The sequence below is a fragment of the Sphaerospermopsis sp. FACHB-1094 genome (assembly GCF_014696195.1).
GTDB lineage: Bacteria > Cyanobacteriota > Cyanobacteriia > Cyanobacteriales > Nostocaceae > Sphaerospermopsis > Sphaerospermopsis kisseleviana.
This window is the reverse complement of record NZ_JACJPT010000025.1, coordinates 42,000-56,794: the sequence shown is the minus strand read 5'-3', so window position 1 is coordinate 56,794 and position 14,795 is coordinate 42,000. Positions and strand designations below refer to the sequence as shown.

The following is a 14,795-nucleotide window of genomic DNA, read 5'->3' as shown; positions in this document are numbered from 1 at the left end:
TGATCGTGTTAGCCTGTGGACTAGATAGTGCCGACACTGCTAGGGTGAAACAGGAAGAAAAAGCCAACTTTTGTTAGCATTAGTTAGCTTTTTTGTATCGGTTATTCAAAGTTTATTAGAAGCAGGCGATCGCACTACCTATGCTCAAAGACTCAAAGAAGCAGCAGTAAAACTGGGTAAATCAGTGCGAACAGGAAGGCTTAAAAGCTTACACTTTTTGAACGTTAAAATAGCTAAAACCCTTTGCCTGTAAAGTTTTCAGAGTTATATGGCTAACGCCACGCTACGCTATCAGCAACCCCTAATTATCAATTCTTAATTCTCAATTCTCAATTGGTAAACCCAACTTACTTTGATTGGTCATTTGGATATTACATAGGTCTGGATTTAAATCCAGTTTACAGGTGTAAGTTGCTAACATTTCTTTTTGATAATTGAAAACGCGGATGTTATAACCCAAATTACGAGTATAATTACCCAGACTATGCACAAATCGGTAGCGTTCTAGATAATCTAATAAACTCCAAATTTGCTGATTTACGATCAAGTCTACACGGGCTGATTCATTTTCAGACGCTGGATATGCTATCCAGTTATCTAAAAGTTTATTTTCAGAAATTTCCTTAGCCCACCACAAACTAGGGATCGTTAAACTTTTGGAGTTAATAGTGTTAGCTGTGATGACAGAACCTTGGGGAGTAGTCAATAAATTTAGTTCTAGTGGTGCATCGGAAGGACGGGGTATATTTCCCGCTTGTGAGGGTCGGATGGATAAACTAAAAAAAGTAGTTAGACTCGCGCCGAGTATGAATAACAGAGATTTTTGGGAAGTGATAAAATTCTTTTTAGACATAAGTACAGATCAAAAATTTTTGTGTTATTTATAATATATACAATTCCAATTTCTCAGTTTCTTTTGGTACTGCTAAACTGGGTGAGAATCCTAACAAACACAAATTATGCTCAAGCGTTCCAAGTTCGAGACAACCCAATCTCAAATTATGCACCGTGCCGAGGATCTTATTAGCGCCGCTTCAAATCGCTATCGGATTACTGTGCAAGTAGCTAATCGTGCCAAGCGTCGGCGTTACGAAGATTTTGAAAATAATGAAGATAGCATGATGAAACCTGTACTTAGAGCCATTATTGAGATGTCTGATGAACTAACTCAGCCGGAAATTATCGGCGATTTGTAATTGACATGATGCTGGGAATGGGTCATTAGTTCCCTATTCCCAGTTTTTTTATCGTAAAATCAATCAATGAAAAAGAAAAAACTTTTATTTTTGCGGTTTCAATCAGGACTGATAATTACAATAATAACTCTGAGTGTATTGATTTTCGGTTCAGGAAACTTCGATTTTCTGAGCATCTCACCTGCTGTAGCCCAGAGAATCAGCCCTAGTGATATTTGGCAGTTAGTGTATCAGCAATTACCCGACCTGTCAAAAGAAAATCAATATATCAGTAAAGAAACTGGCAAGGTGGCTGAAAATAACACCTTAGCTAGTCGGTTGATTCGTTATCACATTTATGTAAAAGGTAGAGTGCCTATATATCGTTTCGATTGGAAACTAACTTTAGCTGACTATTTGAATGCAAATGAAGTTATATATGAAGCTTCCTATCCGGGTAATGATTCCTTAAAGCAAAATCCATTAGAGGGCGATCGCACTGCTATAGCTAAACTCACCCGCAACCAACGTAATAAGCTAGTACAAGTCCTGGTTGATATTTTTAATACTCCAAGGTAGGGCGTGGGGACTGGTGACTGGTGACTAATAACTAATGACTAATGCAAAAGGTAATTAAAAGCGGAACTGGTTGGCGTATAGGTTGGAATCCAGACGCACCAGAATTTAAAGGTTTAGTTGGTACAGATAATTGGGCGGTTGAATTAACCAAGGTTGAATTAGATGATTTTTGTCGCTTATTAAACCAGCTTGTGGATACTATGAAGCATTTAGCGACAGAATTAATGGATGAAGAAAAAATTGCCTGTGAAGCCGAAAGCGATTTATTATGGATGGAGGTAGAAGGTTATCCCCACTCCTATAGTTTACGCTTGATCCTCAACACTGGGCGATGTGCAGAAGGACAATGGGATGCTGATGCAGTACCGGGTTTGGTGGCAGCAGCAGCGATACTGAAAGTTTTTTGAAAAACCCCCTTGCGTTTTCCTTCGACTTTTGATATATTTAGGAAAGTGACTTAATAAAGGTTAGATTCACAATCTAAATTCACAAATTTGGAAAAATCCCCAATCCAAAATCTAAGATCAAGAATCTAAAAGTTAAGTTAACGGGGCGTAGCGCAGCTTGGTAGCGCGCCACTTTGGGGTAGTGGAGGTCGTGGGTTCGAATCCCGCCGCTCCGATTTTATCGGATGTAAATTTGCGATTCAGTAATAACACCTTGTAAACATTTATCCCAATTATCAAAGGGGAGTTGATGGAAATAGGCAAAATCAAAAACTACGCCTATTGTGGGTATGTTAGCCCAAATGGGAGAACTCAACAAACGGTCATAATATCCACCACCATAACCTAAACGATATCCTTGGCGATCGCAAGCTACACTAGGGACAAGAATTAAATCGACTTCTGTAGGATCTATAGTTGGTGCTTCTGGGTGTGGTTCAGTAATACCATAATTACCAGTTTGCAGTATATCATCTGGTTGCCACAAATGCCAGGATAGAGACTCACCAACACAACGGGGAAAACCCCAACGACACTGCGAGTCGGTAAACAGTGGACTTAAATCAGGTTCTTGACGAAAGCTGAAATAGGCGAGGATGGTGGTTGCTTGGGTAAATAAAGGCGAATTTTGGAGTTGGGAAGAAATGCGATCGCTCTTTTTTTGCCAATCTTGAACAGTCATAGATTGACGTTTTCTTAGCAAACTACGTCTAAGTTCTGTTTTGTTTAGCTGTGAATCAATTTTTAGCAATGTGCGAACAGGTAACAGGTGACAGGTGAATTGATAATTGATAATTGATAATTGACAATTGTTTCATTCAAGGGTAATTGTCAATTGTCCATTGTTAATTGTCAATTGATGGCATTCCCAGTCAGAGACTGGGAACGAGATAAACGAGATAAAACTGCTAGATTTTTACCTATGCAGCATTTTTGCGCCACCACTCAATAGTATTTTTTAGCCCTTCTTCAAAGCTGAATTGAGCAGTGAAACCAAACGCTTCCTTGGCTTTTTCCGTATCTAAACAACGTCTTGGTTGTCCGTTGGGTTTGTCAGTTTCCCAAACAATCTCCCCTTCATATTCCATTAACTCACAAATCAGATTAATCAAATCTCTAATAGAGATTTCATAACCTGTACCCAAGTTAATAGGATCAGATTCATTGTAGAACTGAGTACCCATGACAATACCCCGTGCAGCATCTGTGGAATACAAAAACTCACGGGTAGGAGAACCATCACCCCACACAGGAAGTTGTTTTTCTCCCTTGGTTTGCGCTTCGTGAACTTTGCGGATCAAAGCTGGAATAACATGAGAACTTCTAGGATCAAAGTTATCTTCAGGTCCATATAAGTTCACAGGGAGTAGGTAAATACCATTAAACCCATACTGCTGACGGTAAGATTGCAGTTGCACTAAAAGCGCCTTCTTAGCTACTCCATAGGGAGCGTTAGTCTCTTCTGGATAACCATTCCACAAGTCTTCTTCTTTAAAAGGAACTGGGGTAAATTTAGGATAAGCGCAGATAGTACCCACACAAACGAACTTTTCTAAACCTGCTTGATAGGCCGCATGAATTAGCTGAGTACCCATGATCAAGTTATCATAGAACAACTCTGCGGGTTTTTCACGGTTGAGGCCAATTCCACCGACATGAGCAGCTAAGTGAATGACTATATCCTGTTGTTCAACTGCGCGTTGGCAATTTTCCCAAACTCGCAAATCACAATCACGCGATCGCGGTACTGTAATTTTCTCACGGTCTGCCCCAGCTTGACACAGTTGGTTTATCACTTGACGGCCTAGAAAACCGGAACCACCAGTGACAAGAATACGTTTATTGTTTAGTTCTAAGCCAGTCATTCAATTTTGGATTTTAGATTTTGGAATAAACAGGGGTTTAGGAGTCAGGAGTTCAGAAGTTCAGGATTTCAGGATTTCAGCAAAAATATTCCCCAGTCACCTGTCACCTGTCACCTGTCACCTAATTAAAAATGCAGAGTTCCTAATTCTTGACGGATAGTAGCAATATCTTGGGGTTGTTTTGAACCATTGCCATTAGGAGAAGTATGCCCAAGGGCTTGTAAGTCAGCTTCTACCATTAAAGAAACAAGTTCTTTGAAGCTTACAGAAGGTTGCCAACCTAACTTTTGTCGTGCTTTTGTAGGATCACCAATTAACAAATCTACTTCTGCTGGTCTGAGATAGCGTTGATCAAATTCAACATAATCTTGCCAGTTGAGATTAACATAACCAAATGCTAATTCCAAAAATTCCCGTACTGAGTGAGTTTCCCCTGTAGCAATAACGTAATCATCGGGCTGATCTTGTTGCAACATCAGCCACATTGCTCTTACGTAATCTTTGGCATAACCCCAATCACGTTTAGCATCTAAATTACCCATATATAAGACTTTTTGCTTATCAGCGACAATACGGGCAACAGCTCTAGTTATTTTTCTAGTAACAAATGTTTCACCCCGACGAGGTGATTCATGGTTAAAAAGAATACCGTTACAAGCAAACAAGTTATAAGATTCTCGATAATTTACAGTTTGCCAGTGAGCATAAACTTTTGCACAAGCGTAGGGACTGCGGGGATAAAAAGGTGTTGTTTCACTTTGGGGGACTGCTTGCACCAAGCCATACATTTCCGAAGAACCGGCTTGATAGAACCGTACTTGAATCCCTGTGCGGTGTTGGTAGTCGCGGATGGCTTCTAATAAACGAAGAGTTCCCATCCCTACAGCATCTACTGTATATTCAGGAGAATCAAAACTAACTCTAACGTGAGATTGAGCGCCTAAATTATAAATTTCTGTGGGTTTAACTTCTTCTAAAATGCGGCGCAGGGTAGTACCATCAGTTAAATCGCCGTAGTGTAGAAATAATCTTACACCTTCTTTATGTGGATCTTCGTAAATGTGATCAATGCGATCTGTGTTAAAGGTGGAGGTACGGCGGATAATTCCGTGAACTTCATAACCTTGTTCTAGTAAAAATTCGCTCAAGTAAGAACCATCTTGACCTGTGATACCAGTAATCAACGCTCGTTTTTTTTCTGTCATTCCCAATTATCTCTTGTTGTTGAAGTTGTAAAATTTACAGGCAATACTAGATGAATTAGCAACTCATTGATCAAATTGCCTGATTTTAAACATACAAGTCTTAGTTGCTATTAAAGATCAAATGTTAACTACTATACTTAAGAAAAACCTTTTTAACAAGTTAGGTTTCCATTATCTATAAAAACAAAGCGGTTAAGTTTATCTGCCAAGATCCAAAACTTGATCTCAAGGGGTTTCAGGCTTTTTTCTAATAATTTTTCTGAGATTGGCAAAAACCAAATAAACTATAGATTTATCTGAAGAATTAATCAAGTTAACAATAAAAGTTGTAGCATTTTTTGATTAAGCCAGTGGTTTTATTAGGCTGCTGAACTGCTGAGGTGCGGGGCTTGGCATTAGCCATACTCCTGATAGGGGAGTGTGGCGTTAGCCATAGGGCGTTAATAAGCCCCGTTATTTTTAGGCATGATTACCACATTAATGGTTTTCAAGATGATCCATAAATCTAGCCAAAAATTTCTGAATTTAACATAGTGTAGGTCTATTTGGACTCGCCGGGGGTAAGGTATATCATTACGTCCAGATACTTGCCATAATCCAGTAATGCCTGGACGAATGGTTAAAACTTCATTAATATGAGAGCCATATTTGGACAATTCTTCCGCTACTAGGGGGCGAGGACCTACTACACTCATATCCCCTTTTAAAACGTTCCAAAATTGGGGAAATTCATCTAAGCTGGTAATTCGCAGTAAGTGACCAATTTTGGTAATCCGGGGGTCTTTTTTCAGTTTAAAAGTGCTGGTAAATTCTTGACGTAACTCTGGGGAAGTTTCCATCATTTGGGCGAGTATTTCATCCGCATTTGTTACCATTGTGCGGAATTTGATACATTTAAAGGGACGATAGTTTTTACCAACTCGTTCTTGGATATAAAAAATTGGACCTTGTGAGCTTACAGCAATCAGTAAGGCCAAGATTATGTATATCGGGAAAAACAAGATCAAAACCGACAAAGAAAATGCAATATCGAACAGTCGTTTGGCTAACTCTCCGTTTAAACCCTGATCAGATAAACCTCTGGGTTTGATCTTGGGCGGTTTTGATTTTTGACCACGTTTGACTAAAGTATGCGTCGAGGCATTAGCATCTTTACGTGGGTATCGCTTGCCGGAGAGAAGTGAACTCTGGGCAGTCATCATACTCCTTAATAATCCACACCACACATAGTCCCAATCTTAAAGCTAAAAGGCAGTGATTCTGGGGGGAAATTCCCAAAAGCTTGGAAAATAAATACAAAAATCCTGAATATTATTTCAGGGAAGGTCTTTTTTCTTGACACTGATTCAGGAAATCGAGATAACGATCTGCAAAAACCTGTCTCGAAAACTGACTGGCGTGTAATTTTATATACTCAGATTTTAAAAAATCCTGATCGGCTTCAAACTTTTCTACGGCCTCCACCAAAGCTGCTACTGTTTGTTCTTTAAAGAATATACCTGTTCCGGTGTCCATACAAGTGCGAATATCTCGCACGGTTTCTAAAGCACCACCAGCACCATAAGCAATAACAGGAGTACCACAAGCTTGTGCTTCTACTAAGGCAATGCCAAAATCTTCACAAGCTGCATATACAAAAGCTTTGGCACGAGCCATATAGGTTTTTACCATATCCTCAGGTTGCCATCCGAGTATTTGGATATGAGGACTGGCGATCGCTTGCAGTTGTTTCATTTGCGGTCCTGTACCAATCACCACCAATGGTCGTTTGAGTTGATTAAAAGCCTGAACAATCAAGGATACTTGTTTATAAGTCACCAATCGGGAAACGATCAGATAAAAATCCTCTTTTTCAGCGCAGAAGGGCAAGTTTTCGATGTTTACTGGTGGGTAAATGACTTTTGCTTCTCGGCGATAGCAACGCCAAATCCTGCGGGCTGTATGCTGGGAGTTGGCGATGAAGTAATCAACGCGGTTGGCACTCAATACATCCCATTGACGTAAACTATGCAATAAGTATTTTGTGATCCATCCAATTCCACCTTTTCCTAGTTTGCTTTGGTTGAGATAATCAAAGGTCAAGTCCCAAGCATAACGCATTGGACTATGGCAATAACAAATGTGCAGTTGATCTGGAGTGGTGAGGACTCCTTTAGCTACTGCATGGGATGAAGATAAAATTACCTCATATTGACGCAAATCTAACTGTTCGATTGCTAATGGTAACAATGGTAAATATTTTTGTACCCCTTGACGGGCTAAGGGTAAATGTTGCAGAAAGGTTTTGCCTATCTGACGCTGGTAAAGATAACTTTCTGGGTTGGTAGATTCAAAATCTATTAAGGCATATAAATCAGCATCTACATAATTTAATATTTCCTTGACTACGAGTTCTGAACCTCCTGTGGCTTTGGGTGTTAGCCACTCATGAACTAAGGCATATTTTGAAGACATATTAACTGGGGACTGGGGACTGGGGACTGGTGACTGGGGACTGGGGACTGGGGACTGGTGACTGGGAAAAATATAATTAATTACCTATAGCAATTCGGTTTGATTTATGAATTTACTCGTAGAGGCGGGGAAAAGGAAATAGGGAACAGAAAAGAAGTAATAAAGGTTTACTGAGTTTGTTCAAAAATCAAATAGGAGTCCTATATTAGCTATGACCTATTTACAGCAGATTTCATATAAGTGAAGTACACCAGTAGCGGGCAAGATGCCCGCACCACAAGAGTTTTATGATTCATCGCTTGTTAGACACCGTAAGGGATCTCAGCTAAGTGGACTCGTTGAACTAAGAATCTGCGCTCCTTTAGGAGCGCAGAGTGTCAATACCCAGTCCCCAATTACCAATCACCAGTCACCAATTACCTGATAATCTCAACAATAGGGGTGTTTTGTCACCTGTGTTTATAAGGATTTGGGATTTTATGCGTATTCTGGTTATTGGTGGGACTCGGTTTATCGGTGTCTACTTGACTCAACTGCTGGTAAAAGCTGGCCATGAGGTGGTTTTGTTTAATCGTGGTAATCATCCCGCACCTGATGGTGTAGGACAGATTATAGGCGATCGCACTGACCCAACTCAGTTAAAGGATAAGTTATCACAGGAAAGTTTTGATGTCATTTTTGACAATAATGGTCGGGAACTGGCTGATACTCAACCGTTAGCGGAAATTTTTCATGGTAGGGTGAAGCATTTTGTTTATATGAGTTCGGCTGGGGTATATTTAAAGTCTGATCAAATGCCCCACATTGAAGGTGATGCTGTTGATCCGAAAAGTCGTCACAAAGGTAAGCATGAAACGGAAGCTTACTTACAACAGTTAGGCATTCCTTTTACTTCCATTCGTCCAACTTATATTTACGGACCTCAGAATTATAACCCTTTGGAAAGCTGGTTTTTTGATAGAATTGTCCGCGATCGCCCGATTCCTATTCCTGGAAATGGGATGCACATTACCCAGTTAGGTCATGTTAAGGATCTGGCACAGGCGATGTTACAGGTGATTGGTAATGAAAAAGCCATTGGTGAGATTTATAATGTGTCAGGCGATCGCTTTGTCACTTTTGATGGTTTAGCCCGTGCTTGTGCGATCGCTGCTGGTAAATCTGCCGCTGATCTTAAAATAGTACATTACGATCCCAAAAAGTTTGATTTTGGTAAACGTAAAGCTTTCCCCATGCGGGTACAACACTTTTTTGCATCGGTAAATAAAGCGATGACTGAATTAAATTGGCAACCAGAATATGATTTAATTTCTGGTTTACAAGATTCTTTAAACAATGATTATTTAGCCAGTGGACAAGATAAAACAGAACTTGATTTTTCTGTAGATGATGAGATTTTGAAAGCTGTTTAATTAGGTAATGGGTAATGGGTAATCAATTTCATTTTTACCAATTACCAATTACCAATTACCAATTACCTTTCATTACAAATCATCAGGATTAATTCCCAATTCTCGCAACTTCGCTGCTAATTTATCAGATTTTTGTTTTTCCTGTTTCAGAAGTTCCACAGGGGTAGGAATCCATTTTCCTGAGCTATCATACCAGCGTAACCATAAACGTTCAATACCTTCAAAGCTGCCTTGCCAAAGTCCCAAACCTAACTCTATTCCTGGCATCCAAATTTTACCAGAACTCACATCTATTTCTTCATAGCGATCCGCCACTAATTGAAATGCTTGTAATTTATCAGTGTATCTATCAAAAATAATATAATAAGGTACTCTGACAATTCTTTCATACACTTCCCATTTTGTAGGCGGTTGGTTAACTTCTCTCAAAGTTCTGCCTAAATCTTCTTTCTCTGTTTTTGGTGATAATAATTCTACCATGACAAGAGGAGCAATGATTTCTTGCCACATTACATAACTTAAACGTAATTCTCGTTGATCAAACAAACGAGAAACACCAACCACCGCAAACCAATCAGGTCTTTTATACCATAATGGATTACGAGTATCATAATAAAGATTTAAATCTGACGCTACAAATACCTGATCTGGGGGATAATTAGGAGGTAAAAAGGTATCTGTTAACAGTCTCGGTTGTAAAAGATGAAATTCGTCAGGCAACCCTGAATCCTCCACGTACTCACTAGGAAGATCATACATGGTGGGGAGGGTTTCTTGAGCAGGAATTGGTGGATCTGTTTGATACATATTATTTATCCTTGATTTGTTCTTGTTTAGTGTTCTTGTTTTGCTGGTATTAGATAAATTATTCCCGAAATTACTGTTAATATTATAGATACCCAAAAGGCAATCAAAGCCGGAATTTGCCAAGCTGCTGATAAAGGTGCTATGAGTAAAGCTATGGCGATAATTTGACTGACTGTTTTTAATTTACCCCAAATATTCGCACCGCTGATAGTGGTTTGATTAACACGCCAACCTGCTATGGCTAATTCTCTTGCTAATATTATAAATACTCCCCAAGCTGGGATTTTTCCTAGTTCTACTAATACTAATAATGGTGCAAGTACCAAGAGTTTATCTACTAATGGATCTAAGAATTTCCCTAAGTCTGTAATTTGATTTAATTTTCTAGCTAAATATCCATCTAACCAGTCTGTTAATGCTGCTATTAAAAAGATGGTTAAACAGACCCATTTAGCTTGGGGTGTGGGTATATATAATCCGTATAATAAAAATGGTATTCCTAACAGTCTAGAAAAAGTAATTGTGTTTGGTATGTTCATGATTTTTAAAGTTTGTTATTTTTTATTTTTTGGGAGTATCCCAAATGTGTAAGTTTATTTTTCGTTTGAGTTCAAGACTTGAAATAAACGAACCACGAAGGACACGAAAGACACGAAGGTAAGAGGTAAGAAGAGAGTTTTTGGTGTTGCTGCGGTTATTTTTTCAAAATTGGGATGCTCCCTATTTTTTAGTTTTATTACAGGTCTTTTATTAACGAACCGCAAAGTACGCAAAGAACACAAAAAGGTTTTATAAGAAGTCGGGAATATTTTTTATCTATTTTAATTTTAAGCATTCAAATAATTCTCCTAATGTTAAATGTAAATCTTTCATTATTTCGGGAACTGGTAATATGTCTGTTTCATTTTCTAAATAAATTGGTTGTTGGTTTTGGGGATAAATTATGATATTATATTCTTGGGGAATAATTAACCAACCTAAGCTAGTACCATGATTTAAACAATGTAAAATATTTTTGGTGGGTTTGGCTATACTTTGTTCTGGAGAAAGAATTTCAATTGTCCAGTCTGGATGGGTATTAAAAGCATTTTCAATGTTACCTTTTTCATCTACGGGTATTCTATCCCATGCAAATACCGCTATGTCAGGAACTATGGAAAGTCCCCCAAATGTACATCTTAACTCTGGAAATGCTAAAGCAATTTTAGCATCTTCAACTACATTGTTAATCGCATTAACTGTTTTCCCTTGTAATCTGCTATGTTTACCTTGTGGCATGGTTTTTTGAATTATTTCTCCGTTAATATATTCGCTTGCTGGTTTGGTTTCTGGTAGTTGTAAAAATTCTGCTAAAGTTAATTTACGAGTGGGTGTTGTTACCATAATATTTTTACCTTTTAGTATTTAACCCAAGTTTATCCTAAAAAAGATTGCTAAATTAGGCTTTTAGCATCCTCACGTGGGATGATCTGTATTTTCAGATAACCTACGACACACTCACTATGACTAACAATACAGATTTTCGCATTGAACGGGACTCGATGGGCGATCGCCAAATTGCCAACAACGTCTATTATGGTATTCAAACCCAACGCGCTGTTGAAAATTTTCCCATCAGTGGTTTAAAACCTCTACACACCTACGTCAACGCAGGTTTATATATCAAAAAAGCTACCGCTATCGTCAATGGTGAATTAAATTGTATTCCCGCAGATATTAGCAAAGCTATCATTCAAGCAGTTGATGAAATTTTAGCCGGTAAACTCCGTGATCAGTTCGTAGTTGATGTTTACCAAGCAGGTGCAGGAACATCTCACCACATGAACATTAACGAAGTTCTCGCAAACCGCGCTTTAGAAATTTTGGGAGATGAAAAGGGTAATTATAAACGAGTTAGTCCTAATGATCATGTTAACTATGGTCAGTCTACCAACGATGTCATCCCTACCGCTATCCGTATCGGTGGTTTATTAGCACTTTCCCAAACTCTACACCCTGCTTTGGAAATAGCAATTTCTACCTTAGAAGCAAAAGCGGTGGAATTTCACGATATCGTTAAATCAGGAAGAACTCATTTACAGGATGCAGTACCCGTGCGTTTGGGTGAAAACTTCCGCGCTTGGGCGCACATTCTCAGCGAACATCAAAACCGATTATACACCGCTTCCGGTGATTTGATGGTTTTGGGTTTAGGTGGAAGTGCTGCGGGTACAGGAATGAATACCCATCCTGAATACCGGAAACGGGTAGTAGAGACACTTTCCCAACTATTAGAAATACCTTTAGAACCAGCACCCCATTTAATGGCCGCGATGCAAAGTATGGGTGCGTTTGTGAATGTTTCCGGTGCTGTGCGAAATTTAGCTCAGGATCTAGTTAAAATCTCCCATGACCTGCGTTTGATGGACTCTGGACCCAAAACCGGGTTTAAGGAAATTCAACTACCTCCAGTGCAACCAGGTTCTTCCATTATGCCAGGTAAGTATAATCCCGTAATGGCAGAGATGACATCAATGGTATGTTTTCAGGTGATGGGTTATGATCAGGCGATCGCTCTTGGATCACAAGCAGGACAATTAGAATTAAATGTGATGATGCCTCTTATTGCCTATAATTTAATTCACAGCATTGAAATTTTAGGTAATACAATTGCGGCTTTAACTAACAGTTGTATTCAAGGAATTACTGCCAACAAAGAAAGATGTTTAGGTTATGCTGAGGGTAGTTTGGCTTTAGTTACTGCTTTAAATACTCACATCGGTTATCTTAATGCTGCTGCTGTCGCTAAGGAGTCTTTGGAAACAGGAAAGTCTCTCCGTCAAATAGTTTTAGAAAAGGGTTTAATGACTGAGGAAGAATTAGCTGCTGTTTTAGATTTGGAACAAATGAGTGCGATTATACCTTTATAACCAGGTTGGGTTTACCGTGTGGAAACCCAACAAACCCTTGTAAATGTTGGGTTTCGTTCCTCAACCCAACCTACGTTATTTCGTTGTTTTGGGCTTAACCGAAAAGTATTGGGTAGGGGTTTAGCAGTGCTAAACCCCCATATAAGTTGAAGTTTATCATCATTTGTGGGAATCATTTGATATACTCAGCTACCTACTGACCCGCCATCATTTCCAGAACTTGAGGAGGAAGTTCTCGGACTATGCGAAATGGGAAAAGACGAGTTGAGGCGATTTGAGCATATTCAGACGTGAGGAAAGGCGCGTATTGACTAGCTTCAGGGGTTAATTGTGCAGCCATGGCGAGGGTAATAGCACAGAGAAATTTACGCACATCTTTAGCTTGTTCGCCAGTGATTTCTCGGCTCAAGATGGGAGTATCGGGAATGTAACTTTGATCTACGGTAAAATCAGGGTCTTTGACACTTAAATGACTAGCCCCAATTACACCCACTAACCATTTTGGGGAACGAATTTTAGCAAAACTCAGGACTTGTTCTGTTAAGGCGGGGGTGGTTTTATCTGCGGAACTGGCGAAAACTAATGTGGGGATTTGTATTTTGGCTAAACCACTATCACCAAACATCAGAGATGATATGGGATTAAGAGCGATCGCCTGTTTCACCCTCCCATCTCGCAATTGATAGGTTTTTTCTGGTAATTCTTGGGCTACACATTGCACCACCTCACCTAAACTCCCTTGGACCAAGTTCCGCTGACACTTTTGTTTGAGGTGATCAATTTGTAACTCACCTCCTGCTAATGCCAAAGCAGTGCCACCTCCAAAGGAATGACCCACAACCATGACATTATTAGTGGCCAGCTTACCTTGTAAGGGATTATTAGGTGATTGATTGAGTTTTTCCAATTCATCTAGGATAAAACTAATATCACGGGGGCGGTCTAAAAATTCTTGGGGTTCAACTAGTCGTTTTTTACCTTGGTAAGCTGCATTGCTACTAGCTTCATTACTTCCAGGATGTTCTGGGGCTGCAACTACATATCCATGGGAAGCCAAATGTTTTGCTAAATAACGCAAGTCAGTACCCACTGAACCCAAACCATGAGAAAAAACAATTAGGGGTTTATTGACCGTTGCCGTAGTTGAAAAGTAAATGTCTACGGGAATTTGTCGTTGTCGCTTTTGGTCGTTGTAACTTAAGCTAAGTGTTTGTACTTCTGCTTTTCCTGCTTCCGCAGGGTCTAAGGCAGAATTAAATTTCACTTCTGTGGGGTTAAGCAGGGGAGCGATCGCCAACATAAACTGCTGGGTGCGTAAAAAGGCACTATTCAAATTCCGCAGTACATTAATCGCCTGGGGCAAATTAATTTGTAAGTGCTTACTAGGATACGCCTCAATAAAACTGAGGACAGATAAGCCTTGTGGGGAATTAGCCCCTAAAATTAATCCCGCCTTTATGGCCTTTACCCCGGCTTGATCCTTACGACTAATAGCCGTAGAGATATCACTGAGAATAGTCGTACCAATTTGTGTATTGATTAATCTATCTAAAGTTACAACATTGATGGGGATTGTGTTTTTCAATCCTCCCAGTAAAAACTGGCGTTGCTCCTCGGTCATTCTTTTGGTGTAAAGTTCTAAACTATCTGGTAATTTGCCAGTTTCCACAGCTTTTTTCAACTCTGCTAAGGATACAGAGTCTTTTAGAGGACCATAGCGGATAATTACTGTATCTGCGGCTCTTGCAGAGGTGTTAACTTCACAAAACGGTGTTACAGCAATAACACAAAATGCACCTGCAAATATTTTCAACTTCTGCCAGCTTTTCTTTGTAAACATCTTGGTATAGGACTCCGTTTTAATTATTGTCAAAGATAGTTAACTTATGTCTGTTCCGTTCCATAAGACTTACCCAAAATTACCCAAGTCTAGATTTAACTGG

At 39.4% G+C, this 14,795-nt stretch carries 17 protein-coding genes and 1 tRNA gene; 8 read left to right on the top strand and 10 right to left on the bottom strand.

Annotation, left to right across the window (positions count from 1 at the left end):
- Positions 1–70: 70 nt before the first annotated feature.
- Entirely contained in the window at positions 71–253 is a 183-nt protein-coding gene (locus H6F47_RS27325; protein WP_199291127.1) for a hypothetical protein, read from the top strand.
- Positions 254–322: 69 nt separating this feature from the next.
- Here the strand turns inward: H6F47_RS27325 and H6F47_RS10575 are convergent, their stop codons facing one another.
- Complete coding sequence (locus H6F47_RS10575; protein WP_137666522.1) at positions 323–853, bottom strand: hypothetical protein; 531 nt, start codon at positions 851–853, stop codon at positions 323–325.
- Between the two features lie 106 nt (positions 854–959).
- Between H6F47_RS10575 and H6F47_RS10570 the strand changes: the two genes are divergently transcribed.
- The 4 genes from H6F47_RS10570 (at position 960) to H6F47_RS10555 (ending at position 2,376) form a co-directional block, all read left to right on the top strand.
- Positions 960–1,196, top strand: coding sequence for a DNA-directed RNA polymerase subunit omega (locus H6F47_RS10570; RefSeq protein WP_096570468.1), 237 nt, complete (start codon positions 960–962; stop codon positions 1,194–1,196).
- 66 nt (positions 1,197–1,262) lie between these two features.
- A complete protein-coding gene (locus H6F47_RS10565) occupies positions 1,263–1,754 on the top strand; it encodes a hypothetical protein (RefSeq protein WP_190346862.1) in 492 nt (163 codons plus the stop codon).
- A gap of 41 nt (positions 1,755–1,795) precedes the next feature.
- Positions 1,796–2,161 carry a DUF1818 family protein gene (locus H6F47_RS10560; RefSeq protein WP_190346861.1) on the top strand — a complete coding sequence of 122 codons (366 nt, stop codon included), beginning with the start codon at positions 1,796–1,798 and terminating at the stop codon, positions 2,159–2,161.
- Positions 2,162–2,302: 141 nt separating this feature from the next.
- Positions 2,303–2,376, top strand: a tRNA-Pro gene (locus H6F47_RS10555).
- A 2-nt stretch (positions 2,377–2,378) separates the two neighbouring features.
- Here H6F47_RS10555 and H6F47_RS10550 read toward each other — a convergent pair.
- The 5 genes from H6F47_RS10550 to H6F47_RS10530 form a co-directional block, all read right to left on the bottom strand.
- Positions 2,379–2,951 carry a 5-formyltetrahydrofolate cyclo-ligase gene (locus tag H6F47_RS10550; RefSeq protein WP_190649071.1) on the bottom strand — a complete coding sequence of 191 codons (573 nt, stop codon included), beginning with the start codon at positions 2,949–2,951 and terminating at the stop codon, positions 2,379–2,381.
- 169 nt (positions 2,952–3,120) lie between these two features.
- A complete protein-coding gene (locus H6F47_RS10545) occupies positions 3,121–4,065 on the bottom strand; it encodes a GDP-L-fucose synthase (RefSeq protein WP_190649068.1) in 945 nt (314 codons plus the stop codon).
- A gap of 125 nt (positions 4,066–4,190) precedes the next feature.
- Entirely contained in the window at positions 4,191–5,270 is a 1,080-nt protein-coding gene (gene gmd / locus H6F47_RS10540; protein WP_190649065.1) for a GDP-mannose 4,6-dehydratase, read from the bottom strand.
- Between the two features lie 440 nt (positions 5,271–5,710).
- Positions 5,711–6,469: a sugar transferase gene (locus tag H6F47_RS10535; RefSeq protein ID WP_137666546.1), complete on the bottom strand. Its 759-nt coding sequence runs from the start codon at positions 6,467–6,469 to the stop codon at positions 5,711–5,713.
- Positions 6,470–6,581: 112 nt separating this feature from the next.
- A complete protein-coding gene (locus H6F47_RS10530) occupies positions 6,582–7,724 on the bottom strand; it encodes a glycosyltransferase (protein WP_137666526.1) in 1,143 nt (380 codons plus the stop codon).
- Positions 7,725–7,989: 265 nt separating this feature from the next.
- On the opposite strand from H6F47_RS10530, the gene H6F47_RS10525 reads away from it, so the two are divergent.
- On the top strand, positions 7,990–8,148 hold the full coding sequence (locus H6F47_RS10525) for a hypothetical protein (RefSeq protein WP_190346856.1): 159 nt from the start codon (positions 7,990–7,992) through the stop codon (positions 8,146–8,148).
- A 55-nt stretch (positions 8,149–8,203) separates the two neighbouring features.
- Positions 8,204–9,136, top strand: coding sequence for an NAD-dependent epimerase/dehydratase family protein (locus H6F47_RS10520; RefSeq protein ID WP_190346870.1), 933 nt, complete (start codon positions 8,204–8,206; stop codon positions 9,134–9,136).
- 72 nt (positions 9,137–9,208) lie between these two features.
- Here H6F47_RS10520 and H6F47_RS10515 read toward each other — a convergent pair whose 3' ends face one another.
- From H6F47_RS10515 to H6F47_RS10505, 3 genes are all read right to left on the bottom strand, one after another.
- Positions 9,209–9,943 (bottom strand): Uma2 family endonuclease, encoded by a 735-nt coding sequence (locus H6F47_RS10515; RefSeq protein ID WP_137666527.1) that lies wholly within the window; start codon positions 9,941–9,943, stop codon positions 9,209–9,211.
- A 26-nt stretch (positions 9,944–9,969) separates the two neighbouring features.
- On the bottom strand, positions 9,970–10,482 hold the full coding sequence (gene pgsA / locus H6F47_RS10510) for a CDP-diacylglycerol--glycerol-3-phosphate 3-phosphatidyltransferase (RefSeq protein WP_137666528.1): 513 nt from the start codon (positions 10,480–10,482) through the stop codon (positions 9,970–9,972).
- Positions 10,483–10,759: 277 nt separating this feature from the next.
- A complete protein-coding gene (locus H6F47_RS10505; RefSeq protein ID WP_137666529.1) occupies positions 10,760–11,326 on the bottom strand; it encodes a Uma2 family endonuclease in 567 nt (188 codons plus the stop codon).
- Between the two features lie 119 nt (positions 11,327–11,445).
- Between H6F47_RS10505 and H6F47_RS10500 the strand changes: the two genes are divergently transcribed.
- Positions 11,446–12,852, top strand: a complete 1,407-nt coding sequence (locus H6F47_RS10500) for an aspartate ammonia-lyase (RefSeq protein ID WP_137666530.1) — start codon at positions 11,446–11,448, stop codon at positions 12,850–12,852.
- Positions 12,853–13,045: 193 nt separating this feature from the next.
- Here the strand turns inward: H6F47_RS10500 and H6F47_RS10495 are convergent, their stop codons facing one another.
- Positions 13,046–14,692, bottom strand: a complete 1,647-nt coding sequence (locus H6F47_RS10495; protein ID WP_190649062.1) for an alpha/beta hydrolase — start codon at positions 14,690–14,692, stop codon at positions 13,046–13,048.
- Between the last annotated feature and the right edge of the window lie 103 nt (positions 14,693–14,795).

What these genes read in the sequence shown, in the direction of transcription:
- H6F47_RS10535 (WP_137666546.1), bottom strand. Translation starts at nt 6,469, where the DNA reads ATGACTGCCCAGAGTTCACTTCTCTCCGGCAAGCGATACCCACGTAAA.
- H6F47_RS10520 (WP_190346870.1), top strand. Translation starts at nt 8,204, where the DNA reads ATGCGTATTCTGGTTATTGGTGGGACTCGGTTTATCGGTGTCTACTTG.
- H6F47_RS10500 (WP_137666530.1), top strand. Translation starts at nt 11,446, where the DNA reads ATGACTAACAATACAGATTTTCGCATTGAACGGGACTCGATGGGCGAT.
- H6F47_RS10570 (WP_096570468.1), top strand. Translation starts at nt 960, where the DNA reads ATGCTCAAGCGTTCCAAGTTCGAGACAACCCAATCTCAAATTATGCAC.
- H6F47_RS10565 (WP_190346862.1), top strand. Translation starts at nt 1,263, where the DNA reads ATGAAAAAGAAAAAACTTTTATTTTTGCGGTTTCAATCAGGACTGATA.
- H6F47_RS10575 (WP_137666522.1), bottom strand. Translation starts at nt 853, where the DNA reads ATGTCTAAAAAGAATTTTATCACTTCCCAAAAATCTCTGTTATTCATA.
- H6F47_RS10530 (WP_137666526.1), bottom strand. Translation starts at nt 7,724, where the DNA reads ATGTCTTCAAAATATGCCTTAGTTCATGAGTGGCTAACACCCAAAGCC.
- H6F47_RS10545 (WP_190649068.1), bottom strand. Translation starts at nt 4,065, where the DNA reads ATGACTGGCTTAGAACTAAACAATAAACGTATTCTTGTCACTGGTGGT.
- gmd (WP_190649065.1), bottom strand. Translation starts at nt 5,270, where the DNA reads ATGACAGAAAAAAAACGAGCGTTGATTACTGGTATCACAGGTCAAGAT.
- H6F47_RS10515 (WP_137666527.1), bottom strand. Translation starts at nt 9,943, where the DNA reads ATGTATCAAACAGATCCACCAATTCCTGCTCAAGAAACCCTCCCCACC.
- pgsA (WP_137666528.1), bottom strand. Translation starts at nt 10,482, where the DNA reads ATGAACATACCAAACACAATTACTTTTTCTAGACTGTTAGGAATACCA.
- H6F47_RS10495 (WP_190649062.1), bottom strand. Translation starts at nt 14,692, where the DNA reads ATGTTTACAAAGAAAAGCTGGCAGAAGTTGAAAATATTTGCAGGTGCA.
- H6F47_RS10525 (WP_190346856.1), top strand. Translation starts at nt 7,990, where the DNA reads ATGCCCGCACCACAAGAGTTTTATGATTCATCGCTTGTTAGACACCGT.
- H6F47_RS10505 (WP_137666529.1), bottom strand. Translation starts at nt 11,326, where the DNA reads ATGGTAACAACACCCACTCGTAAATTAACTTTAGCAGAATTTTTACAA.
- H6F47_RS10560 (WP_190346861.1), top strand. Translation starts at nt 1,796, where the DNA reads ATGCAAAAGGTAATTAAAAGCGGAACTGGTTGGCGTATAGGTTGGAAT.